The 26,026-nt window shown below is 57.8% G+C and carries 18 protein-coding genes; 17 read left to right on the forward strand and 1 reads right to left on the reverse strand.

All coding sequences use genetic code 11. The annotated features are described in order from the left end of the window. Positions 1 to 189 precede the first annotated feature (189 nt). The 4 genes from QFX07_RS04075 (at position 190) to QFX07_RS04090 (ending at position 9,474) form a co-directional block, all read left to right on the forward strand. The gene (locus tag QFX07_RS04075; RefSeq protein ID WP_279754104.1) at positions 190 to 2,667 is read left to right on the forward strand and encodes a RelA/SpoT family protein; all 2,478 of its coding nucleotides are present in this window, start codon (positions 190 to 192) and stop codon (positions 2,665 to 2,667) included. Between the two features lie 403 nt (positions 2,668 to 3,070). Continuing rightward, positions 3,071 to 4,696: a type I restriction-modification system subunit M gene (locus QFX07_RS04080; protein ID WP_279754103.1), complete on the forward strand. Its 1,626-nt coding sequence runs from the start codon at positions 3,071 to 3,073 to the stop codon at positions 4,694 to 4,696. Positions 4,697 to 4,698: 2 nt separating this feature from the next. Beyond that, on the forward strand, positions 4,699 to 5,919 hold the full coding sequence (locus tag QFX07_RS04085) for a restriction endonuclease subunit S (RefSeq protein ID WP_279754102.1): 1,221 nt from the start codon (positions 4,699 to 4,701) through the stop codon (positions 5,917 to 5,919). 174 nt (positions 5,920 to 6,093) lie between these two features. After that, the gene (locus QFX07_RS04090; protein WP_279754101.1) at positions 6,094 to 9,474 is read left to right on the forward strand and encodes a type I restriction endonuclease subunit R; all 3,381 of its coding nucleotides are present in this window, start codon (positions 6,094 to 6,096) and stop codon (positions 9,472 to 9,474) included. A gap of 187 nt (positions 9,475 to 9,661) precedes the next feature. Here QFX07_RS04090 and QFX07_RS04095 read toward each other — a convergent pair whose 3' ends face one another. After that, positions 9,662 to 10,930, reverse strand: coding sequence for a DUF349 domain-containing protein (locus tag QFX07_RS04095; RefSeq protein WP_279754100.1), 1,269 nt, complete (start codon positions 10,928 to 10,930; stop codon positions 9,662 to 9,664). A 293-nt stretch (positions 10,931 to 11,223) separates the two neighbouring features. Between QFX07_RS04095 and hisS the strand changes: the two genes are divergently transcribed. The 13 genes from hisS to alaS all read left to right on the forward strand — a co-directional run bounded on the left by hisS (position 11,224) and on the right by alaS (position 26,024). Next, entirely contained in the window at positions 11,224 to 12,585 is a 1,362-nt protein-coding gene (gene hisS, locus QFX07_RS04100) for a histidine--tRNA ligase (RefSeq protein WP_279740030.1), read from the forward strand. An 885-nt stretch (positions 12,586 to 13,470) separates the two neighbouring features. Beyond that, on the forward strand, positions 13,471 to 13,815 hold the full coding sequence (locus QFX07_RS04105; protein WP_279754099.1) for an endonuclease domain-containing protein: 345 nt from the start codon (positions 13,471 to 13,473) through the stop codon (positions 13,813 to 13,815). 300 nt (positions 13,816 to 14,115) lie between these two features. Continuing rightward, entirely contained in the window at positions 14,116 to 15,888 is a 1,773-nt protein-coding gene (aspS, locus tag QFX07_RS04110; protein WP_279754098.1) for an aspartate--tRNA ligase, read from the forward strand. A 196-nt stretch (positions 15,889 to 16,084) separates the two neighbouring features. Beyond that, complete coding sequence (locus QFX07_RS04115; RefSeq protein ID WP_279754097.1) at positions 16,085 to 16,612, forward strand: P-loop NTPase family protein; 528 nt, start codon at positions 16,085 to 16,087, stop codon at positions 16,610 to 16,612. 105 nt (positions 16,613 to 16,717) lie between these two features. Next, complete coding sequence (gene dtd / locus QFX07_RS04120) at positions 16,718 to 17,152, forward strand: D-aminoacyl-tRNA deacylase (RefSeq protein WP_279740022.1); 435 nt, start codon at positions 16,718 to 16,720, stop codon at positions 17,150 to 17,152. Positions 17,153 to 17,313: 161 nt separating this feature from the next. After that, positions 17,314 to 18,765, forward strand: a complete 1,452-nt coding sequence (locus tag QFX07_RS04125) for a replication-associated recombination protein A (RefSeq protein WP_279740020.1) — start codon at positions 17,314 to 17,316, stop codon at positions 18,763 to 18,765. A gap of 205 nt (positions 18,766 to 18,970) precedes the next feature. Next, positions 18,971 to 20,095, forward strand: coding sequence for a hypothetical protein (locus QFX07_RS04130; protein ID WP_279754096.1), 1,125 nt, complete (start codon positions 18,971 to 18,973; stop codon positions 20,093 to 20,095). 303 nt (positions 20,096 to 20,398) lie between these two features. After that, positions 20,399 to 20,665: a hypothetical protein gene (locus tag QFX07_RS04135; protein WP_459741314.1), complete on the forward strand. Its 267-nt coding sequence runs from the start codon at positions 20,399 to 20,401 to the stop codon at positions 20,663 to 20,665. 14 nt (positions 20,666 to 20,679) lie between these two features. Beyond that, complete coding sequence (locus QFX07_RS04140; RefSeq protein WP_459741315.1) at positions 20,680 to 20,913, forward strand: hypothetical protein; 234 nt, start codon at positions 20,680 to 20,682, stop codon at positions 20,911 to 20,913. A gap of 421 nt (positions 20,914 to 21,334) precedes the next feature. Beyond that, positions 21,335 to 21,967: a 30S ribosomal protein S4 gene (gene rpsD, locus QFX07_RS04145; protein ID WP_279740015.1), complete on the forward strand. Its 633-nt coding sequence runs from the start codon at positions 21,335 to 21,337 to the stop codon at positions 21,965 to 21,967. Between the two features lie 305 nt (positions 21,968 to 22,272). Beyond that, the gene (locus QFX07_RS04150; protein ID WP_279740013.1) at positions 22,273 to 22,707 is read left to right on the forward strand and encodes a DUF948 domain-containing protein; all 435 of its coding nucleotides are present in this window, start codon (positions 22,273 to 22,275) and stop codon (positions 22,705 to 22,707) included. Further along, on the forward strand, positions 22,707 to 23,204 hold the full coding sequence (locus tag QFX07_RS04155) for a peptide chain release factor 4 (protein WP_279740012.1): 498 nt from the start codon (positions 22,707 to 22,709) through the stop codon (positions 23,202 to 23,204). Before QFX07_RS04150 ends, QFX07_RS04155 begins: the two co-directional genes overlap by 1 nt. 132 nt (positions 23,205 to 23,336) lie before the next feature. After that, complete coding sequence (gene alaS, locus QFX07_RS04160; protein WP_279754094.1) at positions 23,337 to 26,024, forward strand: alanine--tRNA ligase; 2,688 nt, start codon at positions 23,337 to 23,339, stop codon at positions 26,022 to 26,024. Positions 26,025 to 26,026 lie beyond the last annotated feature (2 nt).

Raw genomic sequence — 26,026 nt, forward strand, 5'->3', positions numbered from 1 at the left:
GTTCGCCGGGCTAATGTTTCACCGGCCTAATATTTCGCAGCGCGGCATAGTTTACGCACATATTTTGGCTCATATCCGCGTGCTGGGTAGGATAAGGGTAGAAGATACTGCGCGCCCGCATCCACGCCTTTCAACGACGAGCAGATTCGGGGGCTCAGGCCATCGCTGTTACGTCCAAAGGAGCCTGGAATGAGTGCAGAACCTGCCGTGAACACCAACGCTGAGAACTCTGCAGGGACCGCCGAGAAGCCCGCGGTTCGGCCCGCTGGCCCGATTCCTCTGCCTGAAACTGATTCGTCTGACGCAAAGAAGAAACGCGGCTCGCACCGCGTCATGGCTGCTGGCGGACGTGTGCCGAACCGCCTGGTCTTCGGTAGCCGCAGCGGCAAGATAGAGGCGCCCGATTCGCACGGCGGCACTATCCGTTTCTCCCCGATGATTGCGCCGGTCGTACGTGCCGTGCGCCGCTACCACCCGGACGAAGACATCCAGATGCTGCAGCGCGCCTACGAGGTGGCGAACCGCTGTCACGAGGGTCAGAAGCGTAAGAGTGGCGACCCGTACATCACCCACCCTGTCGCGGTGACCGCCATTCTTGCGGAGATGGGCGCGACCGGCCCCGTGCTCGCCGCTGGCCTGCTACATGACACGGTGGAAGACACCGATTACACGATGGAGCAGCTTACTGACGAGTTCGGTGAGGAGGTCGCTTACCTGGTCGACGGCGTGACCAAGCTGGACAAGATGACCTATGGCGAGAACGCCTCCATTGAGACGATTCGTAAGCTCGTGCTGTCTATGAGCAAGGACATCCGTGTGCTGCTCATCAAGCTTGCCGACCGCCTGCACAACGCCCGCACCTGGCGTTTTGTGCCGCAGGCTTCTGCCGCGAAGAAGGCAGAAGAGACCCTGAAGATTTACGCGCCGCTCGCGCACCGCCTGGGTCTGAACACGATCAAGTGGGAGCTGGAGGACCTGTCCTTCGCCGCTATGAGCCCGGAAATTTACGCCGAAATGGTGCGCATGGTCGGCGAACGCACCCCCGCCCTCGAAAAGTTCCTGAACGAGGCGCGCACCAAGATTAAGGAGCGCCTGGCGCAGGTCGGTATTGAGGCGACGGTGACGGGCCGCCCCAAGCACTACTATTCGATTCATCAGAAGATGAAGACGAAGGGCCGCAGCTTCGACGAGATTAATGACATTCTCGCCGTGCGTATCATGGTTGAGGAAGAGGCAGAGTGCTACACCGTGCTCGGTCACGTGCTGTCCTTGTGGCCGTCGATGACCGGCCGTTTCAAGGACTACATTAAGAACCCGAAGAACAATAACTACCAGTCGTTGCATTTGACTGTGTACGGTCCGGGTAACCTGCCGCTTGAAATTCAGATTCGCACCTACAAGATGCACGAAGAGGCCGAGTACGGTGTGGCGGCGCATTGGCGTTATAAGGCCGCGTCGCGCGGTGAGAAAGTCGCAACTCGTGGCGGCGCGCCCGCGAAGGACCCGAAGGAGCCGGGCACCCAGACCTCGGCGATGATGAACGTCGGCATCCTGCAGTCCATCGCCGAAATTTCGAACTCCAACCCCGAGTCGGAGAAGTTCTACGAGTCGCTGGCAGACACCCTCGACACCGACGAAATCGTCGTACTCACCCCCAACGGCGAAGCAATCGCCCTGCCTAACGGCTCCACCCCCGTGGACTTTGCTTACGCCATCCACAGCGAGGTCGGCGACCGCACCGTCGGCGCGAAGGTCAACGGCCGCCTGGTACCGCTGCACACGGTCCTGCCCACCGGCGCCACCGTGGAAATTATGACCACGAAGAACGAGGATGCTGGCCCCAGCGAGGACTGGCTGAAGTTCGTTCGCTCCTCACGCGCTCGCACGAAGATTCGTCAGTATTTTGTGAAGGAACGCCGCCTGGAGGCGCTGCTCGCCGGCCGCGAGATGCTGACGAAGAGCATGCGCAACAGTGAGCTGCCGCTGCAGAAGATGATGAGCCCGGAGATCATGACTCAGGTGGCTCAACTGCTGCACAAGAACGATGTGGCGTCGCTGTACCGTGCAATTGGTGAGCACGAAATCGCGCCGAAGCAGGTCATTGACACCCTCGTTGAGGTGCACCGCGGCGACGAGCCGGCACCCGAGGTTGAGGTCAGCGACTTTGACGAGACGCTGCTGAAGTCGACCCGCAAGGCGATTGGCGATAACGGCGTGGTTGTGCCCGGTGCTGAGGGTGTGCTGACGAAGATTGCGCGCTGCTGCACCCCGGTTCCGCCGGATGACATTATCGGCATTGTGACCCGTTACAACGGCATTTCGGTGCACCGCCGTGACTGCCCGAACATGCGTAACGCTGACGAGGAGCCGCGCGTGACTACGGTCGAGTGGGCGTCTTCGCCGACCGCTACGTACCGTGTGCAGATTCAGGTGGAGGCGCTGGACCGTAAGGGCCTGCTGAGCGACCTGATCCGTGCAATTTCTGAATCGGGCGTGAACATTCTGGATGCGCGCGTGCACACTTCGGAGGATCGTACCGTGGTGGACCGCTTCGCCCTGGAGCTGGGTGACCGCTTCATGCTGGAGCACGTGCTGAACGTGGTCCGTAACGTGACGGGCGTGTACAAGGCGTACCGCCTGACCGGCGCGAAACCCTCGGAAGCGTAAATACTTTTCTACGCCCAGAAGCCACATGTGTTTCGAAAAGCCACTTCTTTGGTGGCTTCTCGAAACACATGTGGCTTTTCATCGTTTATAGGGGAGGGCTGGGGCTCCTTCGATAGGTTAGTGTCTTCACTACGGGTTAAAGACCCACGGCGAAGACACTAACCTATCGAGACAACCAGTGGCTCAGCGATGACGAACCAGCGAGTATGGGGTCTGGGGAACCCGTATACTGAAAGAGTTCGCGCCGCCGGGTACGAATCAGCTTGTGGAAGCTATGAACACTCCCACCGAGTAGGGCTTCTGAACCCACACTGGCGTATGTGTACGACCGGGACCGCACGGGTCCCGAACTTTGACGTTTCTTCGACGAGAAACGATAACTAATGAGAGGTTGACCGCCCCTATGACGACGCAGTCTACGGATTCTTCCGCTACCACTGACGAGCACCGTAACCGTAACGCTGAGCGTGCGCAGCTGCACTCTACGATTTGGCGTATTGCGAATGACCTGCGCGGTTCGGTAGACGGCTGGGACTTTAAGCAGTACGTGCTGGGTATGCTGTTCTACCGTTACCTCTCTGAGAGCCAGGTGCGCTTTGTGGAGAAGAAGTACGGTCTGGATCAGGCTTTTGAACAGATTCCTGATGAAGCTTTTGATGAGGATACTCGCCGCATGCTGGTGGAGGAGCGTGGCTTCCTGCTGCTGCCCTCTCAGCTGTTTTCTGTGGTGCATGCGAAGGCGCGTCAGGATCAGAACCTGAATGAGACCCTGGCGAACGTGTTCAAGGCATTCGAGGAGTCGGCGCGCGGTACTGAGTCTGAGAACAACGTGAAGGGCCTCTTCGACGACTTCGTACTGGACTCAAACAAGCTGGGTGTGAGCCCTGCGGCTCGTCACGAGAACCTGCTCAAGCTCATGGATGCTGTGGCGGATATGAACCTGGGTAAGGACTACGAGGATAGCGAGAATGATGCATTCGGTGACGCCTACGAGTACCTGATGGGCATGTACGCGGCGAATGCGGGTAAGAGCGGCGGCGAGTACTACACTCCGCAGGAGGTTTCGGAGCTGCTGGCGAAGATTGCCATGGATGGCCGTGAGGCTGAGCAGATTCGTACCGTGTATGACCCGGCGTGTGGTTCGGGTTCGCTGCTGTTGAAGTTTAAGCGTGAGCTGGGTAAGAACTCGGACGGCCTGCGTTTTGTGGGTCAGGAGATTAACCTGACGACCTATAACCTGTGCCGTATGAACATGATGCTGCACGGTGTGCCGGTGGATGATTTCAGTATTGCGCACGGTGATACTCTGATTGATCCGAAGCATCGTGGTGGTGCGGGCGGTGATTTTGAGGAGCCGTTTGGTGCGATTGTGTCTAACCCTCCGTATTCGACGAAGTGGAAGGGTGATGATGACCCGACCCTGATTCATGATGACCGTTATGCCCCGGCGGCTGTGTTGGCGCCTAAGTCGAAGGCTGATTTGGCGTTTACGATGCATATGTTGGCGTCTCTGGATGAGGCGGGTACGGCTGCTATCGTTGAGTTCCCGGGTGTGCTATACCGTGGCGGTGCGGAGCGTAAGATTCGTGAGTATCTGTTGAAGCAGAACGTGGTGGATGCTGTGATTCAGCTGCCTGCCAACCTGTTCTATGGTACGAGCATTGCGACCTGCATTTTGGTGTTGAAGAAGGGTCGTCGAAAGGACCATTCGGTGCTGTTCGTAGATGCTTCGCAACTCTTTGATAAGGGCACGAACCAGAATATTCTGGGTAAGTCGCACCGCGAGAAGATTCTTGAGGTGCTGGCGGCTCGTGAGGAGCGTGAGCATTTCTCGGCGCTGGTTCCGGTGGAGAAGCTGCTGGAGCAGGAGGCGAACCTGGCGGTGTCGAGCTGGGTTGAGCCGGAGGATACCCGTGAGCGTGTGGATATTGTTGAGCTGAATTCTCGGATTGAGGGTATTGTGGCTCGTCAGGCGCAGTTGCGTGTGGAGATTGACGCTATTGTGGCGCGCCTGGAAGGCGGCAAGTAGTCGTGGTCGAGGTGACGAATTATATTGACCGCCTGGTGGCTGAGCTCTGCCCGGACGGGGTAGAGTACCGCCCTATTGAGGAACTGTTCACTACCCGTAATGGCTATACCCCGTCTAAGTCCAATAGCAGCTATTGGGCGAACGGAACTGTTCCTTGGTTCCGCATGGAAGATATTCGTGAAAATGGCGGAATTCTTTCAAAATCTTTGCAATCCGTTCATGAAAGCGCTTTGAAAAAGGGCGGGATGTTCCCCTCAGGTTCAATCATTGTGGCAACTTCTGCGACGATTGGTGAGCACGCGCTGATTAATGTAGATTTTTTGTGCAATCAAAGGTTTACTGTTCTGATTCTTAAAGACGAATTTAAGAACCTTTTGTCTCCCAAATTCCTCTACTACTATTCGTTTGTCCTGGACCGTTGGTGCCTTGCAAATACTACGCAGTCTAGTTTTGCCAGCGTGGATATGAAACGTTTCAAGAAGTTTGAGTTTCCTGTTCCTCCCTTGGAGATTCAGGAAGCGATTGTTGAAATTCTTGACAAATTCACGAACCTGGAAGCGGAGCTGGAAGCGGAGCTGGAAGCGGAGCTGGAAGCGCGTACTCTGCAATACGAGTACTACCGTGATTCACTCTTCGAAACCCTCAACTGCCCCCGTAATCCGCTAGGCTCTTTTGCTCAATACTCGAAAGACCGAAAAAAGGACGACTCTACGGTAACGGCATATGTTGGGGTAGAGAATCTAAAAAGCGATTTCCAAGGTTGTACTCCAACTGAAAGCACAAATCCTGGGGTTATTTTCCGAAAGGATGACATTCTTCTTGGAAATATTCGACCGTACCTCAGGAAAATGTGGCGTGCTGATTCTGATGGCGTTGCAAGCCCCGATGTTCTCGTTGTAAGAATCCGTGACGAATTCTCGGAAAATATCTCATCTCGATATCTCTATCATCTGCTGGCTTCAAATGAATTTGTTGGATACAACGTTGCGCATTCCAGAGGAGGTAAGATGCCTCGTGGAAATAAAACAAAAATCCTTGAATTTGAAGCACCAATTCCGCCTCTGGAGGAGCAGCAGCGCATTGTCGATATTCTTGACCGCTTTGATGCCCTGACCACCAGCCTCTCCGAGGGTCTACCCGCAGAGCTCGCAGCGCGTCGCAGCCAGTACGAGTACTACCGCGACCAGCTACTTTCTTTCCTCCGCAAGGGCGAAAACCAGTAGCCACCCGCGCATCAACTGCGCATCATGCGTGAACCCCGTGCAGGGGCGGCACCCCGCCACCCCTGCACGGGCCGCTAGACCTCAACCATATACCTCAACACACTCAACAAACCGGGCTCACCAATCCTGAGCCCAACCATCCACACACTCAATCCCTGCGCAAAGGAGCACCCCGTGGAAACCGTACCCAACCACCCCCGCCCCGCCAAAGGACGCACCGCAAGCATCCTCAGCTCGGACGACTTCACCGTCATCGTTAAGCTCAAGGGATCAGACCTCCACGAGGAATGGAAGGCCCAGCAACAGCAGAAGCGCGAGCACCAGAGCGAAGCGCAGCTCGAAGCCGAACTCATCAAAACCCTCAAAACCCAGGGCTACGACTACCAGCCGGACCTCACCGACGAAGCCGCGCTCATCCGTAACCTACGCAAACAGCTCGAACGCCTCAACACCCGCGCCGAAGAAGGCGCCTACGGCCCCAACAGCGGCTTCCACTTCACCGACGAAGAATTCAACCGCCTACTCACCGAACACATCGCCCGCTCCAACGACGGCATCCTGGAGAAGGCCAAGCTCATCCAGGAAGAACGCTTCATCGACTTCCGCCTCGACAACGGCACCCTGCGCAACATCATGCTCATCGACGCCGCCTACCCCGCACGCAACCGCATGCAGGTCATCAACCAGTACCGCGTGCCCACTGCCAACGGAAAGGTACTCAACCGCTACGACGTGACCATCCTCGTCAACGGCCTGCCCCTCGTACACATCGAACTCAAGAAGCGCAACGTGAGCATCCGCGAAGCCTTCAATCAGATCGAGCGATACCAGAACGAAGGCTTCCAGCAGGACAAGCACCGCCTCTTCGAATACGCCCAGATCTTCGTCATCAGCAACGGCTTCGAAACCAAATACTACTCCAATACCGTGCGCCACAAGCACGTCGAAGACCAGCAGAAAACCGGCCGTAAGACTGCCTCCGGCGGCTCCGCAGGCAAGAGCTTCGACTTCACCAGCTACTGGTCAGACGAACAGAACAACCGAATCAACGACCTGATCCTCTTCGCGCGCACCTTCCTCACCCGCCACACCCTCGCAAACATCCTGACCCGCTACTGCATCTTCACCGTAGGCCAGGACCTGCTCGTCATGCGCCCCTACCAGATCGCGGCAACCGAGAAAATCATTAAGCGCGTCGAAATCGCCAACAACGACCCCAAGCTGCTCGGCACCAAAGAAGCCGGCGGCTACATCTGGCACACCACCGGCAGCGGCAAAACCCTCACCAGCTTCAAAACCGCACGCCGCCTGGCAGAAACCGGACTCGTCGACAAGGTACTCTTCGTCGTGGACCGCAAGGACCTCGACTACCAGACCATGCTCGAATATAACAACTTCCAGGCAGACTCCGTCAGCTCCACCGGCAGCACCCGCGAACTCAGCAACCGCCTCGCCGACCGTGGAACCAACATCGTAGTCACCACCATCCACAAACTGTCTAACCTCATCACCGCCGAACCCGAACACCCCGTCTACGGCCAGCGCGTAGCCATCATCTTCGACGAATGCCACCGCTCCCAGTTCGGCCGCATGAACACCGCCATCAAGAAAAGCTTCAAGAAGTACAGCATGTTCGGGTTCACCGGAACCCCCATCTTCGACAAGAACTCCGCAGGCGGCCCCGGCACCACCACCGTCGAAGTCTTCGGCGACTGCCTGCACACCTACACCGTCGTTGACGCCATCAACGACAAGAACGTGCTGAAATTCCACCTGGAATACACCAACACCAGCCCCCACTTCGCCGAACTCGAAGAAACCTCCTACGCAGAAGAAATCGCCGCCGAACACGCTGAAACCCCCGACGCAAAGGAACTCGCCAAGTTCGCAAAGAGCAAGGAAGTACTCGAAAGCCCCGAACGTATCGAAGCCGTAGCCACCTACATTCTGGACAACTACGACCGCAAAACCAACCAGAGCGCAGCCACCAGCTACGACATCAAAAAGACCCGCACCATCAACGGCGTCACCGAACACTACGTACAGCGTGTGCGCGGCTTTAACTCGATCCTGGCAACCTCGTCTATTGATGCCGCCTGCACCTACTACGACGCCATCAACACCCTGCAAGAAGAACGCATCGCAGACGGCACACTGCGCCCCGAACAGAAGCTCAAGGTTGCCATCATCTACTCGCAGGGCAACGGTGGGCAGCTCTTCGACACCTTTGGTGAAGAAGAAAACTTCACCTTCGCTACCGAAGACACCGGCAGCCGCATGGACGGGTTCCTCGAAGACTACAACACCATGTTCGGCACCAACTTCAGCACCGACGGTGACTCCTTCGACAACTACTACAAGGACGTCTCCCGCCGCATGAAGGTACGCGAACTGGACCTGCTCATCGTCGTTAACATGTTCCTGACCGGCTTCGACTCTAAGACCGTCAACACCCTCTGGGTGGACAAGAACCTGAAGATGCACGGCCTGGTGCAGGCGTACAGCCGCACCAACCGAATCCTCAACTCGCTCAAGCCCTCCGGCAACATCGTGTGCTTCCGCGACCTCGAACAGGCAACCAAGGACGCCTTCACCCTCTTCGGCGACACCGAAAACAGCAACGGCCAGTCCGCCCTCGATATCGCCTTCACCCGACCCTACAAGGAAGCCTACGCCGCATACGATCAGGCTGTCTCTGACCTGCGCGAAGAATTCCCCATCGATGAGGGCGGCTCCATCACCGTGGACACCCCCGAAGACAAGGCCCGCTACATCAAGCTCATGAACGATGTGCTTGAACTGCAGCAGGAACTGCGCGTGCACGACGAGTTCATCCGCGACGGCGGCAACGAACTCATCAGCGACTACGACATGCAGGGCTACACCGGTGTCTACAACGACATCTACGAAGAGATTCGTGAACAGCGCAAGGCACAGGAAGAAGGAACCGATGAGGGCGAGGAGAGGACTGATGAGGTCGACCCGTTCGCTGGTGTCCACTTCCTCACTGAGCTGGTGAAGCAGCAGGAAGTCGGTGTGCTCTACATCCTTGAGCTCGTCAAGGCAGCCCGCGCCGTACGCCATGGCAAGGCCGACGCGGCAGGTGAGAACAGCACCGCCGAAACCGCCCAGGACAGCGTGGAGTACTTCCGTGACCGCGTGCGCCTCGCAATTCGTAACGACGCTGACCTGCGCGAAAGCGGCGACATCATCGAGGACTACTTCGATACCTACCTGAACGAGTCCGAAGACCACGACGTGCAGGAACACTTCCACCACTACGTGACCGACCGCCGCACCCGCGAAGAAGACACTATCGTGAAGGATGAAGAGCTGGACTCCGTAGAGACCCAGCGCGTCGTCAACCGTGCGCTCAAGGAAAACCGCCGCACCATTCCCGGCAAGATCAGCCGCCTGGTCAAGGGTAAGATTTCGCTCTTTGGCGGCAAGCTCGGCGGCGCGAAGACTGAGGACGCAGCAACCAAGGCGAAGCGTGTGAAGCAGAAGCTGGAGAAGCATATCGTTCGCTTCATGCCGTTCCTCGGTGGCAACTAACCCTGCGGTTATTTGCCCAGAGGTAATCCGCCCAGAAGCCACATATGTTTCGAAAAGCCACGATAATGGTAGCTTCTCAAAACACATGTGGCTTCTCGGTGTTAATTGAGACAAGTAACCCGGGGCGCCAGCCTCTAGCAGCCAGCACCCCGGGCACTTACCTGTCGGCTAGAACTCCGGCTAGACCCTAGTTGCCGAAGCCCTGTAGGGTTGCTGCCCAGGCGCGGCGCGCCTCCAGAGCTTCCTTAGCCTTGGCGATCTTCTTGGAGTCGCCGCCCTTCTCAGCTGCGGCGAGCTCTGCCTCCAGTTCGGCGAGGGAGTCCTCAATCTGTGCGAGCAGGGAGTTCGCCCGGGCTGCCTTGGCGGGGTCGTTGCGCTTCCACTTTGCTTCTTCGGCGCCGTTGATTTCGTCCTGAATACGGCGCAGTTCGCCGTCGATACGGCGTAGGTCGTTGCGGGGCACACGGCCTGCCGCATCCCAGCGGTCCAGGATCTTTTCGAAGGCTGCCTTTGCAGCCTCAATGTCTTCGACAGGCAGGAGTGCGCGTGCTTCTTCGAGCAGTGCTTCCTTGACCTTGAGGTTTTCGGCGTAGACTGCGTCCTGCGCTGCTTCGGCTTCGTTCCGGGCGTTGAAGAACACGTCCTGTGCCGCGCGGAAGCGTGCCCACAGCTTGTCGTCTTCGCGACGGTGGCCGCGGGGTACCTGCTTCCAGGCGCGCATCAGATCTCCGTATGCGCGGGAAGTATCAGACCAGTCAGTGGAGGTGGACAGCTCTTCCGCACGAGCAATCAGCTCTTCCTTGGCACGCTTGATGCGTGCGTTGCGGTCGTCCAGCTGCGAGAAGTGCGCGCGGCGGTTGCGGTCGAAGGTGGTGCGAGCTGCACGGAAACGCTTCCACAGCTCGTCCTCTACGCTCTTTGCCAGGTGAATTTCGCGCTGTGCCTTCTTCCACGCTTCGAACAGTTCGTTCATGCGGGAGTGGGAGTTCTTCCAGTGAATCTGGTCAGGGTCCTGGCCGGCAATCTGTTCGGCTTCGGCGACGATTTCTTCACGGACGGCGAGGGCGCGTTCACGGTTTTCGCTGCGTGCCTGCTGCTGCTTTTCGCCGAGTTCAGTGATCTGCTCTGCGAGGGAGATGAGGCGCTTCTGCAGGCCGGTGTAGTCGCCGACCATGTTGCGCACACCGATTTGTGCGCCGATGGAGGTGATGCCCTTCTGCAGGTCTGCGGCAGGGGCGTTGTTGGCGAGGCGGGATTCGAGCAGGGAAACCTGCGCCTCGACATTTTCAAATTTGCGGGCGAAGTAGCTGAGTGCTTCTTCTTCGGAGGCGCCGGGCAGCTGGCCTACTGCGTATTCTTCGCCGTCGACAATGACGAAGACGTGGCCGTCCTCGGAGACGCGGCCGTACTGGCGTGCCTTTTCGAGGTTTACAGTGTCGTCGGGTTTGGTAGTCACCGCTATAACTCTTTCACTCGGGGGTGCTGGGGGTGGGGCGCCTATGCGCTGTTCCCAGTGGTGGGCACCCGTTTGGGTGTGCGTGTGCACCTCCTAAGCATAGCCTCTGTGGGGTGTGTGTGAGTAGTGTCTGGTCGTGTTGTGTTGTGGGCGAACCTGCTAGCCGCGGGTTTGTGCGGGTTGTGCTGGGGGAGTGGGTGCTGTGCTGGGGTGGGTGTTGGTATGATGGGTAGATATGCCCGGAGGTGTTCCGGGGGTTTTGTTGTCGAGTTCTTTGTCAAGGAGTATCGCGTATGGCTCGCAAGGCTTCGCTGTCTGGTTTTCCCGAGTACCTTCCGGCTGAGCGGTTGGTTGAGAATCATGTTCTGGACACTTTGCGTGAGACTTTTGAGTTGCACGGTTTCTCCCCGATTGAGACTCGTTCGGTAGAGACTATTGAGCAGCTGCTGCGCAAGGGTGAGATTGACAAGGAAGTTTACGCAATTTCTCGCCTGCAGGAGGATGAGGCTGCTAAGGCTAAGGAAAAGCTGGCTCTGCACTTTGACCTGACCGTGCCGTTTGCCCGTTACGTGGTGGAGAACGCCGGTTACCTGAATTTCCCGTTCTCGCGTTACCAGATTCAGAAGGTGTGGCGTGGTGAGCGTCCGCAGGAGGGTCGTGCCCGCGAGTTCACTCAGGCTGATATTGACGTGGTTGGTGACGGCGAGCTGCCGTTCCGTTACGACGTGACCCTGGCGTTGGTTGTTGTTGATGCGCTGTCGAAGCTGCCGATTCCTGAGTTCAAGCTGCGTGTGAATAACCGCAAGCTGGCTGAGGGTTTCTACCTGGGTCTGGGTTTGACTGATACTGCGGCTGTTCTGCGTTCTATTGACAAGCTGGAGAAGATCGGTGTTGAGCGCGTGGCTGAGGAGCTGCAGGCTGAGGCTGGTGCGAGCGCGGATGCTGCCGCTGCCGCCTTGGAGCTGGCGCAGATCCGCACTGAGGATGCTTCTTTTGTGGAGCAGGTGCGTGCGCTTGCCGCTAAGTATTCGGTGGAGCATGAGCTGCTGGATCAGGGTCTTGCTGAGCTGGCTGAGGTCATTGAGGAGGCGTCTCGCCGTGCGCCGGGTAAGGTGCTGGCTGACCTGTCGATTGCTCGTGGCCTGGACTACTACACTGGCACCGTGTATGAGACTGTGCTGGTTGGTCACGAGTCGCTGGGTTCGATCTGCTCGGGTGGCCGTTATGAGTCGCTGGCGTCGAATGGTAAGAAGACGTACCCGGGTGTTGGCCTGTCGATTGGTGTGACTCGTGTGGTGGCTCGTATTCTGTCGCAGGGTTTTGCGCAGGCGAGCCGTAAGGTGCCTTCGGCTGTGTTTGTTGCCCTGACGAATGATGAGGGCTGGTCTGCTGCGAATGATGTTGCGGATGCGCTGCGTGCCCGCGGTATTGCCTGCGAGGTGTCTGCGAATGCGGCGAAGTTCGGTAAGCAGATTAAGTACGCTGAGAAGCGCGGCATTCCGTTCGTGTGGTTCATTTCCTCGGATGAGTCGGGTGCCCCGGTTCACGAGGTGAAGGATATCCGTTCGGGTGAGCAGGTTGCTGCTGATCCGGCTTCGTGGATGCCGCCGGCTGAGGATCTGCACGTTCAGATTGTACGTGCTGAGGGCCTGTAAATAGTAGGTAAATAGTAGGGGCCCGTCATACCCTGTGGGGTTTGGCCACTGTAGTATCTGACTACTCTAAGCCTGGATATGTACCCGCCTGGTGTGGAGGATTGACTTCCTTGCCGGGCGGGTTTTTGTTGCGCTGTGTGGATTTGTACTGTGCAGATTTGTGCCATGGGTTAGTGTCTTCTGCCATGGTTTTTACCTACGACAGAAGACACTAACCCATGGCACAAAAATTCTGAGATACAACCTAAACCTGTGGATAGTGGATATTTCCCTAAAAACAGCGAAGTTATCCACAGATTTCACGAATAGACTCCACGACTTCGCAGAGACTGTCAGGATAAAGCCATGAATACCGTAAATATCCTGAATCCCCAAACCCCAGCCGTGCAAGGCCCAATCACACGTGCAGCCGAGCTGTACCCTCTCGTGCTCACCCCTCGCATCCTTAACTCACGAGGCATTGGAGCCCGGCATATCCGTGCGATGATAGCGGCAGGAACATTGCAACGTATTCAGCGAGGAGCCTATATTTACACCCGCGATGCTCAGGTGCTCACTCCCGATGAGCGGCTCGCGGTACGGTGCATTGCCGCCTACCTCATGGGTCTTCAGGGGGTTTTCTCACACACATCAGCAGCTGCACTCTGGGGGCTAGATGTACTCAACGTGCCTTCAATCGTGCATGTGTACAGTACCGCCACTAGCCCATCCGATAGAGGGCGCATCTGCAGGCATAGGCGAGGTTTTGACCCTAATGCAGTGACCGCAATACCCGGTACACACGTCATGGCGACAACGGTGGCTCGTACACTGCAGGATTGCGCTCGCACTATGCCCTTTCGGGAGGCGGTAGTCCTCGCCGACTCCATCATGCGGCGGGGACTAATGGAACCCCACGAAGTTATCGAGACTCTGCTGAATCTCACCGGCTATGGCGGTTCCGCAGGGCCCCTCCTGGCACAGGCGGTGGATGCATCCAGCGAGTCGGCTGGTGAAAGCCTCACCCGGTGCCTACTCATGGAACATGAGTTACCTACCCCCATGACGCAGTACCCGATTTCGTGCGAGGGGCGTAACTATCGGGTGGACTTCGCCTGGCCCGAGGCGCGGGTGATTCTCGAGTTCGACGGTGAACAGAAATACGTGGACCACCCCGGCAGGGACCGCTACGAGGCTGCCCGTGACCGCGCTCTAACCCGCGCCGGCTGGAGAATCGTGCATCTAACCTGAGCTGATATTTTTCAGAAAGAGCGGGAATTTATTGCCCATCTTCGGGGACTGCTCATACGGTAAGGCTAACGCTACAAATTTCGACCATAGGTTAGTGTCTTCTGCCATGGTTTTTAACTACGACAAAAGATACTAACCTATGGTACAAACCCGCGTCCTGCCTCCTCACCCCATTTTCTGCCCTCGACCTGCCTAGAGGGGATACAATATATGAGGCGCACGCAGTGTGCGCATATCATCAACCGCGTGTACCCGGCTACTGTCTATAGTCGTGAGGTGCGCGCTATGAAAGGAATGTCTGTGCTTCGCACTCACACCAACGGCGAGCTGACCGCCGCAAATATTGGAGAGACTGTTACCCTGACCGGTTGGGTGGCTCGCCGCCGCGACCACGGTGGTGTCGCCTTCGTTGACCTGCGTGACCGCGAGGGCGTCACCCAGTGCGTTTTCCACAATGAGGCTGACTTTGAGCACCTGCGTAATGAGTACGTTCTGCGCGTGACCGGCCAGGTTTCTAAGCGCCCGGAGGGTAACGAGAACCCGAACCTGGCGACTGGCGAGATTGAGGTTGAAGTGTCCACTGTTGAGGTGCTGAACACTGCCGCTCCGCTGCCTTTCCAGATTGACGAGCACGTTGAGGTGGGTGAGGAGGCGCGCCTGCGCTACCGCTACCTGGATCTTCGCCGCCCGGAGCCGGCCCGCATTATGCGTCTGCGTTCGGACGCGAACCGTGCGGCACGCAACCTGCTGGCCGAGGACGGCTACATTGAGGTTGAGACCCCGACCCTGACCCGTTCCACCCCTGAGGGTGCGCGTGACTTCCTGGTGCCGGCTCGTCTGGCTCCGGGTTCTTGGTACGCGCTGCCGCAGTCCCCGCAGCTGTTCAAGCAGCTGCTGCAGGTGGGCGGTATTGAGAAGTACTACCAGATTGCTCGCTGCTACCGTGACGAGGATTTCCGTGCGGACCGTCAGCCTGAGTTCACTCAGCTGGACATTGAGGCTTCGTTCGTTGATCAGGAAGACATCATTGACCTGGGCGAACGCATCGTTGAGGCTGTGTGGAACCTGATTGATGTGAAGGTTCCCCGCCCGATTCAGCGCATGACCTACAAGGATGCGATGGAGAAGTACGGTTCGGATAAGCCTGACCTGCGTTTTGGTCTGGAGCTGACTGAGCTGACCGAGTACTTCAAGGACACCACATTCCGCGTGTTCAAGGCTCCTTACGTGGGTGCTGTGGTCATGCCCGGTGGTGCTTCTCAGCCTCGCCGTACTTTGGACGCTTGGCAGGAATGGGCTAAGCAGCGTGGTGCTAAGGGCCTGGCTTATGTCCTCATTCAGGAGGATGGCGAGCTGACCGGTCCGGTTGCTAAGAACATTACTGATGCTGAGCGTGCTGGCCTGGCTGAGGCTACCGGCGCGAAGCCCGGCGACTGCATCTTCTTCGCTGCTGGGGAGGCTAAGGCTTCCCGCGCACTGCTGGGTGCTGCGCGTGTTGAGATTGGTCACCGTACCGGCCTGATTAAGGACGGCGAGTGGTCCTTCGTGTGGGTTGTTGACGCTCCCATGTTCGAGTCTTCTGCTGACGCTACTGAGTCCGGTGACGTGGCTCTGGGCCACTCCGCGTGGACTGCTGTGCACCACGCGTTCACCTCCCCGAAGCCCGAGTTCATGGATACTTTCGACACCGACCCGGGTTCGGCTCTGGCGTACGCTTACGACATTGTCTGCAACGGTAACGAGATTGGTGGCGGTTCGATCCGTATTCACCGCCGTGACGTGCAGGAACGCGTGTTCGCTGTGATGGGCATTGGTGAGAAAGAGGCTCAGGAGAAGTTCGGCTTCCTGCTGGATGCGTTCAAGTACGGCGCACCGCCCATGGGTGGTATTGCGTTCGGTTGGGACCGTATTGTGTCTCTGCTGGCTGGCGTTGATTCGATCCGCGAGGTTATTGCGTTCCCGAAGACCGGTAATGGTTACGATCCGCTGACTGCGGCTCCTGCACCGATTACTCCGGAGCAGCGTAAGGAAGCTGGCGTTGATTTCAAGCCGAAGAAGAAGGACGAAGAGTAGTTAGTCTTCTCTAGTCTTTGGTCATGCGCCCCGTAGGGGTGTGGGCCTGTGCGGCGTGGACCCGGCGGGCGTTGAGTTGTGCCGGGGTCGCCGTTGAGGGTGGGCTGTGTATTCTGCCTGTGCAGGGTCACAGCCCGCCCTTTGTCTCAACTGGCGTGCGTGCCGATCTGTGTACTAAGTAAAGGGGGAGGGGAGCATGCGTATTCTGGTTGCCGGCCCGAGCGGTAGCGGTAAGACGACGTTCGCGGCGCGGTTAGGGCGCCTCCTGGACATTCCGCATACGGAGATGGACTCGTTGCATTGGGGTCCGAACTGGACTCCGCGCCCTAGTTTTGAGGCGGATGTTCAGGCGCTCATTGATCGGCCTGCGTGGATTACGGAGTGGCAGTATCCGCAGGTGCGTGGCCGCCTGCTGGAGCGTGCGGATGTGGTGATTTACTTGCGCTATAGCCGTGCGGTAGTCATGTGGCGTGTGGTTCGCCGGACGGTGCGCCGTGCGGTGACGGGTCAGAGGCTGTGGGCTGATAATGTGGAGCCGCCATTGAAGAATATTCTGCGTGACCCGGACAACATGATTCGGTACACGTGGAGGAGCTACCCGCACGTCGGTGAGTTGCTGGCGGAGGCTCGCGGGCAGCATCTGCAGAAGCGTTTTATTGAGTTTCGTACCCCGCGGGCGGCGAACCAGTTTTTGCGTGCCGTGCAGCTGCGCGGCGTGCTCTGAGGCGGCTGCCCTAAACCAGCCGCCGAGAGCGGTGTTGAGTGAGATGTATGAGCCCGGTGAAGGCCGGCTCCAAGTTGAAAGATGAACCCAGTTGAAAGGTGAACGATGCGAGCTGTTATTCAGCGTGTGACCCGCGCGGTGGTGCGCGTGAACGGTGAGACGGTCGGCGCGATTGAGCAGCCCGGCTACCTGATTCTGGTCGGCATCACGCACGGTGACGGTGCGGCGCAGATTGCGAAGCTTGCCGATAAGACCGCGAACCTGCGCCTGCTGGAGGGAGAAAAGTCACTGCTCGATGAGGGTGCACCCGTGCTGGCGGTCAGCCAGTTCACCCTGTACGGGGATGCGAAGAAGGGCCGCCGCCCCTCCTGGTCTGCTGCTGCGCCCGGCGCGGTGAGTGAGCCGCTGTTCAACGATTATGTTCAGGCGTTGCGTGAGCATGGCCTGCACGTGGAGACCGGCGTATTCGGTGCGGACATGCAGGTGGAGCTGGTCAATGACGGTCCGGTAACCCTGATCCTAGATAGTGAGACCCTCTAGGCCGGCGCTTTCGATAGGTTAGTGGATTGCCCCGGGGTGTAAAACCCACGGCGAAGACACTAACCTATCGAAACCCCATCGAAAACCCGTATGGCGTCACGCCGCGAGCTAAATCCGCACCCCGCGCCCACCTCAAGCCTGCAAAACGATAGAGTAAGACTATGGCTGATTCCCTCTTTGATCTTGAATTGCCCGATGACGGGGACCGCGTGAGCCTGATTGGCGCGCCCGCTGAGGAGCCCTCCTCGCGTGCCTCTGCGTCGCGTGCGCACTCTTCCCGTTCGGCGTCTCGTGCACCGTTGGCGGTGCGTATGCGTCCGCGCACTATTGATGAGGTTCTCGGCCAGGATCATCTGCTGACTCCGGGTGCGCCTTTGCGCGTATTGGCGGGGGAGAACGCCGGACCGGCTGGCCCGTCTTCGGTGATTCTATACGGCCCTCCGGGTACGGGCAAGACCACCCTGGCGCATGTGATTGCGCGCGCGCCGGGTCGTAAGTTCGTGGAGCTTTCGGCGATTACCGCGGGCGTGAAGGATGTTCGCGCGGTCATGGATCAGGCGCTGCTCGACCGCGATATGTACGGCACGACTACCGTACTCTTCCTCGATGAGATTCACCGTTTCACGAAGGCTCAGCAGGATGCGCTCCTACCCGGCGTGGAGAACCGCTGGGTGATTCTGGTGGCGGCTACGACGGAGAACCCGTCGTTCAGCATTATTTCGCCGCTGCTTTCGCGCTCGCTGCTGTTGCGGGTTCATTCGCTGGAGCAGTCCGATATTGAGCACCTGATTGACCGTGCGTTGGCTGACCCGCGCGGTTTTGGCGGCGCGGCGGTCATTGATGCGGATGCGCGCGCCCACCTCGCGGCAGTTTCTGGAGGCGATGCTCGCCGCTCCCTAACCTCGCTGGAGGCGGCGGTTGCGATTGCGTTTAGTGAGGCTGAGGACGCCGGGGTTGAGTATTCGGTCAAGCAGCCCCTGCCGGTGACGGCAGAGCACGCGAGCTTGGCGGTCAATCGGTCGGTGGTGCACTATGATAAGCAGGGCGATCAGCACTACGACGTCACCAGTGCCTTTATTAAGTCGATTCGTGGCTCAGACGTGGATGCTGCCCTACACTATCTAGCGCGCATGATTGAGGCGGGGGAGGACCCCCGGTTTATTGCCCGCCGCCTGATTGTTCATGCCAGTGAGGATATCGGTATGGCTGACCCCACGGCCCTGACTGCTGCGGTGAATGCTGCTCAGGCTGTTCAGCTGGTGGGGCTGCCGGAGGCTCGGTTGAATTTGGCGCAGGCGACGATTCATCTAGCGTCTGCCCCTAAGTCGAATGCCGTGTACCGGGCTATCGATGGGGCGTTGGCGGACGTCCGTGCGGGCTTGGCAGGGCCGGTTCCGGTTCATCTGCGCGATGGTCACTACCCGGGGGCTACTGCACTGGGGCATGGTAAGGGCTATGTCTACCCTCACGATCAGAAGAACGGGGTGGCCCGCCAACAATATGCCCCTGAGGCTCTGGTGGGGAAGGTCTACTATACTCCCACAGTTTTTGGGGCTGAGGGACAGATAGGGGAGCGTCTGAAAAAAATAGCCTGCCTACGCGAGCCCGCCTAGTGAAAATCTGCAAAGAAAAGAGAGGAAGCCAGACGCTCTGTGATTAACAGAATACGAAAGAAACTTGGGCGATTACGTCTGCTTTTCTAGCTTACGGGTCTATAATGGAGTTGTAAGTACATCTGTGAGAGCATTGTGTTTTCATAGAGCTTTGTGGTATTTGCACATCTTATTTCTCCCTAAATACTTTAAGGAAAAGTTACACATGACTCACGGTTTTTCCCGACGCACCCTAGCAAAGGGTGTTGCCTGGGCAGCTCCTGTGGTTGTTGCGTCTGCGTCGGTTCCCGTTTACGCGGCTTCTTCTCCCTGCCCCGCTGACATCGACGCACAGGTAGAGGCTGTCTTCCAGAGGCGTCTGGCCGCTCTGCCCAACCTGCAGAACACCACCATTCGTTTCTGGTACAACAATAACGCTAGCTCCAACGGTGCCCTAGGAACCTCCAACCTGCGTGTGCAGGTAACCAACGGTGGTGTTCTGGACGTTCCTCAGCTGCCCTTCGGCTTCGAGTTCGCTCAGCGTAACGTTGCCACCTCTCCCGCTATCAACAAGCTCTTCGGCGGCGGCAAGATCCGTTCCGCCCAGATGCCTGCTGAATGGCCTGCCAACAACAAATGGAACACCAGCACCGGTGTAGCTGACGATTCTCCCGCAGCTGTCAACGTGGATGATCCCAATGCTCCTAACCAGCGCGATGTCTCCCATGCCTCTTCCTACATCGACGTCTACTCTGCTGACGGCCGCTACAACAACCTGGGTGCTGGCGAGTTCGGTGAAGAGACCGGTGTTGCCGAGGGTAACCATCTCAAGTGGCTCTTCGCCATCAAGCCCAACACTGCAGCCACCAAGGGCGACGCTGTTGACTTCGTTAACTCCCACTGGCGTGATGGTACCGTTATTGGCTCTGGCGCAATCTACACTGCCATTGGTGTTCGCCCCGTTGGCTTCCTGCCCCCCAGCTTCGATGAGGTCCGTTCTTCCGTTGGCTCCTCTGTTGACGAGGCCTGCCTGCTGAACGCCTACACCAAGAGTGTAGACAACTGGAACAACAGCAAAAAGCGTTTCGCCGGTGCCACCATCCAGTTCTCTGGTTGGGCTCACGACACCAGCGGTGACACCAAGGCTGTTACCTACACCGGTAGCGGCTACGTCTACTCCAACGAGATTGGTGCCTTCCAGAAGACCACCTCTGCAGGCGCTGCCGGTACCGGCTTCAATGGTTCCACCTCCAATGCTGTGACCTTCTTCAACGCCCAGCTGGTTGGACTCACTCGTGGCCAGGACACCCAGCTTGGCTACCAGCTCATGTATGCCGATGGTATCTGGTAAGATCAAAGGTAAATCCAACTCTTTGTGTCTATAGTTAGACTCATAGGGAAAGGGTTAAGCGGGGGAGGGGTTACATATCCCTCCCCCGCTCTGTGATATCCTCTAAAAGCCCCGCATGGGGGCTGATAAGGCGCAAATGGAGTGTTTTTGCCCCCTATAAAAGGGAGTAAAAACCGAATACATAGTCAGCCTTTAGCTTGCTAAAATCTTAGGTGTGCCACTGATTGGTTGAGACCTAGTAGTCGGCCCCTCCTCGACATATTGCTCACGCTTTCGCATCTTTAGAGATTGGATGATGTACTTATGATGAAAAAGACCCTGACTGCAACCCTTGTAGGCGCTCTAGCCCTGGGCGGTGCAGCCCTGACTCCTGCAGAGGCAGCTACCGCACCTACCTCTGTTAATGCCTACACCAACGTAAGTTCTTTCGCTCCGGTTCCCGGCCTAGCCACCATCGGCCAGCTCTATCTAGGGAATGCAGGCTCCGCCTCAGGCAACCTGCCCAGCGGAACTCGTTTCTACGTAACCGTCGAGGATATGAGCGGTGCCCCCGTCCGGAACACCTCTTAACCCTCACTACTCCCATGTCAACCAAGATCAAGATTGCTCGTGTCAACTCCCACACCTTTATGGTAACCCTCCGCGGTGAGCTGGGTCCCGGCGAGCAGATTCGTCTTGACTGGGCTCATGGCCACTACTTGAACCACTCCAAGCGTAACAAGATTGTGGTTACCACCGACTACATCCCTAACACTGCTGTAGACACCAACACTGCTAACAATACCAGCGTTTACGATAACTACGGCTACGGCATCTAAGAAATTTAAGGTTCCACCTATATGAGAGTAAGTCGGCTCTAGGAGATTTTTTTCCCTTAGAGCCGACTTCTTATATTTGTAAACCAGAAAAAGCTTGTTGAGCATACAGTAGACGCTATGTTTAATATCATAGTCAGTTCCTCCTCCCTGACCTACCTTGAGTGGCTACACTAGAAAGGTGGCTGGCAGACTACCCAAAACGCAGCGTCCGTCCCGGTAACGGGGTAGAAACTGATCATCGGGTAGCTCATAGTACCGAGAGTGCGGCTGCTCTCTACTCTCCACCGCCCAAACCGTGGGCGGCCTACCGGAGGCCAGACCACCAGAACAATGGCACACCCACACCCATGGGAAATGCTCAGCACATCACCGTATATGCGTTATGAGCCGTGCCAACCGCTAAAGAAAAGGAATACGAACTGTGGCAAACCACAACCGCCCCCGCCGTACCGTGCGTCAGTCCCGTGCCCTGGGCATTGCACTGACCCCGAAGGCAGAAAAGTACCTCGAGCGTCGTCCTTACGGCCCCGGCCAGCACGGCCGTGCCCGCAAGAAGGCTGACTCCAACTACGCTACCCAGCTGAAGGAAAAGCAGCGTCTGCGCGCTCAGTACAACATTCGCGAGGCACAGATGCGCCGCGCATACCTCGAGGCAAAGCGTATTGAGGGCCAGACCGGTAAGAACATGGTCGAGCTGCTCGAGACCCGCCTCGACGCTCTGGTTCTGCGTGCAGGCTTCGCCCGCACCATTGCACAGGCGCGTCAGATGGTTGTTCACCGTCACATCATGGTTGACGGCGTTCGCGTGGACCGCCCCTCGTTCCAGGTTAAGCCCGGCCAGTTGATCCACGTTCACCCCAAGGCTGAGAAGACCACCCCCTTCCAGGCTGCGGCTGCAGGTGAGAACCAGGCAGTTCTGCCCGAGGTTCCCGCGTACCTGAACGTTGAGATTGAGAAGCTGCACGCAAAGCTTGAGCGTAAGCCCAAGCGCGAAGAGATCCCCGTGATCTGCGACGAGCAGCTGGTCGTTGAGTACTACTCGCGTCTGGCATAATCTCGATTTTCGAGAAGCAACCCGTCCTGCACCGTTCGGTGGGGGGCGGGTTGTTCCCGTTTAACGCGCGGGTTTTTGGGTATATACACCAGAGAGCAGTGGCGCCACTGAACCTGTGAATCTTCCGTCGCTGGGAGTTTCATGAGAGTTTAGGGGGCGCTTGAAGGATTTTTCGACTAAAATAAGGGATTGAACTGTGTGTACAGTCCTGAACTGTACGCACAATCCGGCTGCATGCCACGGTGGCATGCGGTCCTGTACGACTATTTGATAAGCATCATGCATTGAGCGGAATGGGGTTATAGATGACCGGCGGAGATATTGCGGGCCTGATTGCAGCAGGAGTTTTTGCGATTCTGGTGGCTCTTCTTGCGCTACCCATTATTCGCCTGACTAAAGTATTTGATGAGCTTATCGTGACGATTCGTTCGCTGAACCAGAGCACCGGCCCCCTCATTGAAGAGGTGACCCGCACTGTGGTAACCACCAATGAGCAGCTGGAGAAGGTTGACGACATCACCTCGAACGTTTCAGATGCGTCTGCGAATGTTTCTGCGCTGTCCTCGCTGGTGACCTCGACTGTGGGTCAGCCGCTGATTAAGGTTGCGTCCTTCTCCTACGGTGTGCGTCAGGCGTTCCGCGGAGGTAAGCCCGGCGACGCACACGGCACCGGCAACAACAACGCTGGCGGTCAGTATGGTTCGGCACAGTCCTCTTACTCTGCAGGTGGTGAGAACTAATGGGTCTGCTTCGTTCAGCTCTTCTGCTTGGCGCCGGCGCGGCGGTTGGTTACTTTGCTTCCAAGCGTGCCACCGCCTCCGAACCTGCTCAGCGTACCCCCGGCAGCGCCCTGCTCATGCGTGAGCACGGTGAACTGGCCCTCAACCCGGAGTCTCAGATGGGAAAGTTCTTCGATTCGCCGATTGGCAAGCCCCTGCAGCCGTATGCGTTGCGTGCTGTTGAGTTCGCCGCCCGCGTGCGTGAGGGCATGCAGGAAAAGGAGATGGAGCTCAACGCTAAGGTGGAGCGCCAGAAGCAGGATCTGCGTCCTGGCTCCCTGGATACCTGGGAGCGCAAGATGAGCTCGACTGAGATTGAGTCCACGAACCGCCGCCTGGCTGAGCGTGAACTTATTGAGGTGGAGGCTGAGATTGCCTCCTTGGAAGAGGCGCAGAAGCGAGCGCGTGAGCAGCGCATTGCGCGTGACCGTCAGCTCGGTGATGGCTTCTTCAACTAGGTTTTAAAACGTGGTGTCTTCGCCCGTAAACCACGGTACGAGACTGGCTCAATTAGCCATTTTGCTCTCGGGCAGGCACCATAGGTCAGTAGACTAATTTAGAATTTCGCACAGATTACTCTAAGGAACGAGATGCTCTCACAGGAGATTTCCAAGCGCTGGATCGATTTCTTCGCTTCCCGCGGCCATACTGTGGTGCCTTCGGCATCGCTGATTTCGAACGAGCCCGGCGCTATGTTCACCATTGCCGGTATGGTGCCGTTCATTCCCTACTTCTTGGGCCGTGAGACCCCTCCGTTCTCCCGCGCGACCAGCGTACAGAAGTGCATCCGCACCCTGGACATTGAAGAGGTCGGTAAGACTGCGCGTCACGGTACCTTCTTCCAGATGGCTGGTAACTTCTCCTTCGGTGATTACTTCAAGGAGAAGGCGATTCCTTTCGCTTACGAGTTGCTGACTACCTCTCAGGATCAGGGTGGTTTTGGCCTGGACCCCGAGCGTTTGTGGGTCACCATCTACGAGGGTGACGAAGAAGCATTCGAGATTTGGACTAAGACCGTTGGGTTCCCCGCTGAGCGTATTCAGCGTATGGGCATGAAGGAAAACTACTGGTCCACTGGTCAGCCCGGCCCTGCAGGTCCCGACTCGGAGATTTTCTATGACCGTGGCCCCGCCTATGGTAAGGAAGGCGGCCCGGCGGCTGACGACGACCGTTACATTGAGATTTGGAACCTCGTGTTTATGCAGTACCAGCGTGGCGAGGGCCTCGGCAAGGATGACTTCGAGATTCTGGGTGAGCTGCCGAAGAAGAACATTGATACCGGCCTGGGTGTTGAGCGCCTGGCAATGCTGTTGCAGGGTGTTGAGAACTTCTACGAGACCGACCAGGTTCGCCCGGTTTTGGATGCAGCATCCAAACTGTCCGGTAAGAAGTACCACGGCTCTGAGTCCCCTGAGGACGAAGGCTACGAGGACGACGTGCGTATGCGCGTGGTGGCTGACCACATCCGCTCCTCCCTCATGCTGATTGCTGACGGTGTCACCCCCTCCAATGAGGGTCGCGGCTACATTCTGCGCCGTCTGATGCGCCGCGCTATCCGTGCGATGCGTCTGCTGGGCGTGACTGAGCCTTGCCTGCCCGTGCTGTTCCCGGCGTCTTGCGAGGCTATGAAGGGTGCTTTCCCGTACGTGGGTGATGACTTCGAGCGTATTTCCCGCATTGCCTACGCTGAGGAGAAGGCGTTCCTGCATACCATTGAGACCGGTACTGAGCGTCTGGAAGAGGCAGTTGCTGCCGCTAAGAAGGACGGCTCCAACGCTGTTTCCGGTGCTGAGGCGTTTGCTCTGCACGACACCTACGGCTTCCCGATTGACCTGACCCTGGAGATGGCTGCTGAGGCTGGCGTGAAGGTTGACGAGAAGGCTTTCCGTGAGCTGATGGCTGAGCAGCGTCACCGTGCACAGGCTGACGCTAAGGCGAAGAAGGGCGCGTTCGCTGACCTGTCCGAGCTGCGTAAGCTCGTGGATGAGCGTGGCTCCATCTTCACCGGTTACACCGAGCTGCGTACTGAGACTCACCTGCGTGCAATCCTGGTGGACGGCGTATCTGTTCCCGCAGCTAAGGCCGGCGACAAGATTGAGGTTGTCCTGGATGAGACTCCGTTCTACGCTGAGGCTGGTGGCCAGGCAGCTGATACCGGTGTTATTACCGGCAACGGCTTCATCATTGACGTTCAGGACGTTCAGCAGCCCGTGAAGGGCCTGAGTGTTCACCGCGCCGTTGTACGTGAGGGCGAGGTTCACACCGGTGCTGAGGTTGTGGCACAGGTTGACGTTCAGCGTCGCCGCGACGGTGAGAAGGCACACTCCGGTACCCACATTATTCACGCAGCTCTGCACCAGGTGTTGGGTAATGAAGCAACTCAGCGCGGCTCCTTCAACAAGGAAGGCTACCTGCGCTTCGACTTCGCATGGGGCGAGGGCCTGTCCGAGTCTGCTAAGCGTGAGGTTGAAGAGGTAGCAAACCTCGCTATTCGCGATAACCACCAGGTGATTACCCGTGAGATGCCACTGGCTGAGGCTAAGGCTCTTGGCGCTATGAGCCTCTTCGGCGAGAAGTACGGCGACGTGGTGCGTGTTGTTGAAATCGGTGGCGAGTTCTCCCGCGAGCTGTGCGGTGGTACCCACGTTGGTTCGTCCGCTGAGGTTGGTTCCCTGACCCTGCTGACTGAGGGTTCTGTTGGCTCCGGTAACCGCCGTGTTGAGGCTCTGGTGGGTCTGGACTCCTTCAACCACCTGACTGCTGAGCGTACCCTGGTGAACCAGCTGACCGGTCTGATGAAGGTTCAGTCCTCCGCTGATCTGCCGGAGAAGATTAACCAGACTCTGGCTAAGCTGAAGGCTGCTGAGAAGGAACTGGCTCAGCTGCGCCGCGAGAAGCTGCAGGCTGAGGCTGGCAAGCTGCTGGAGAATGCACAGACCATCGGTTCTGTTCGCGTTCTGGCGCATGACGCTGGCGAACTGGACGCTAACGGCGTTCGTGAGCTGGCTCTGGATCTGCGTTCGCGCTTCGGCTCCGAGGCTGCGGTTGTTGCTGTGGTGGGTGTGGCTAATGGTCACCCCGTTATCCTGGTAGCAACCAACGAGGGCGCTCGTGAGGCTGGCGTGAAGGCTGGCGCTCTGGTCCGCGTCGCTGCCGGTGTTCTCGGCGGCGGTGGCGGCGGTAAGGACGACGTCGCTCAGGGTGGTGGCCAGGATGCATCCAAGATTGGTGCTGCACTGGACGCTGTCCGCGACGCTATCGCACAGGCTCAGGCCTAAAT

It is taken from the genome of Rothia similimucilaginosa, from assembly GCF_029850985.2.
Lineage (GTDB): Bacteria > Actinomycetota > Actinomycetes > Actinomycetales > Micrococcaceae > Rothia.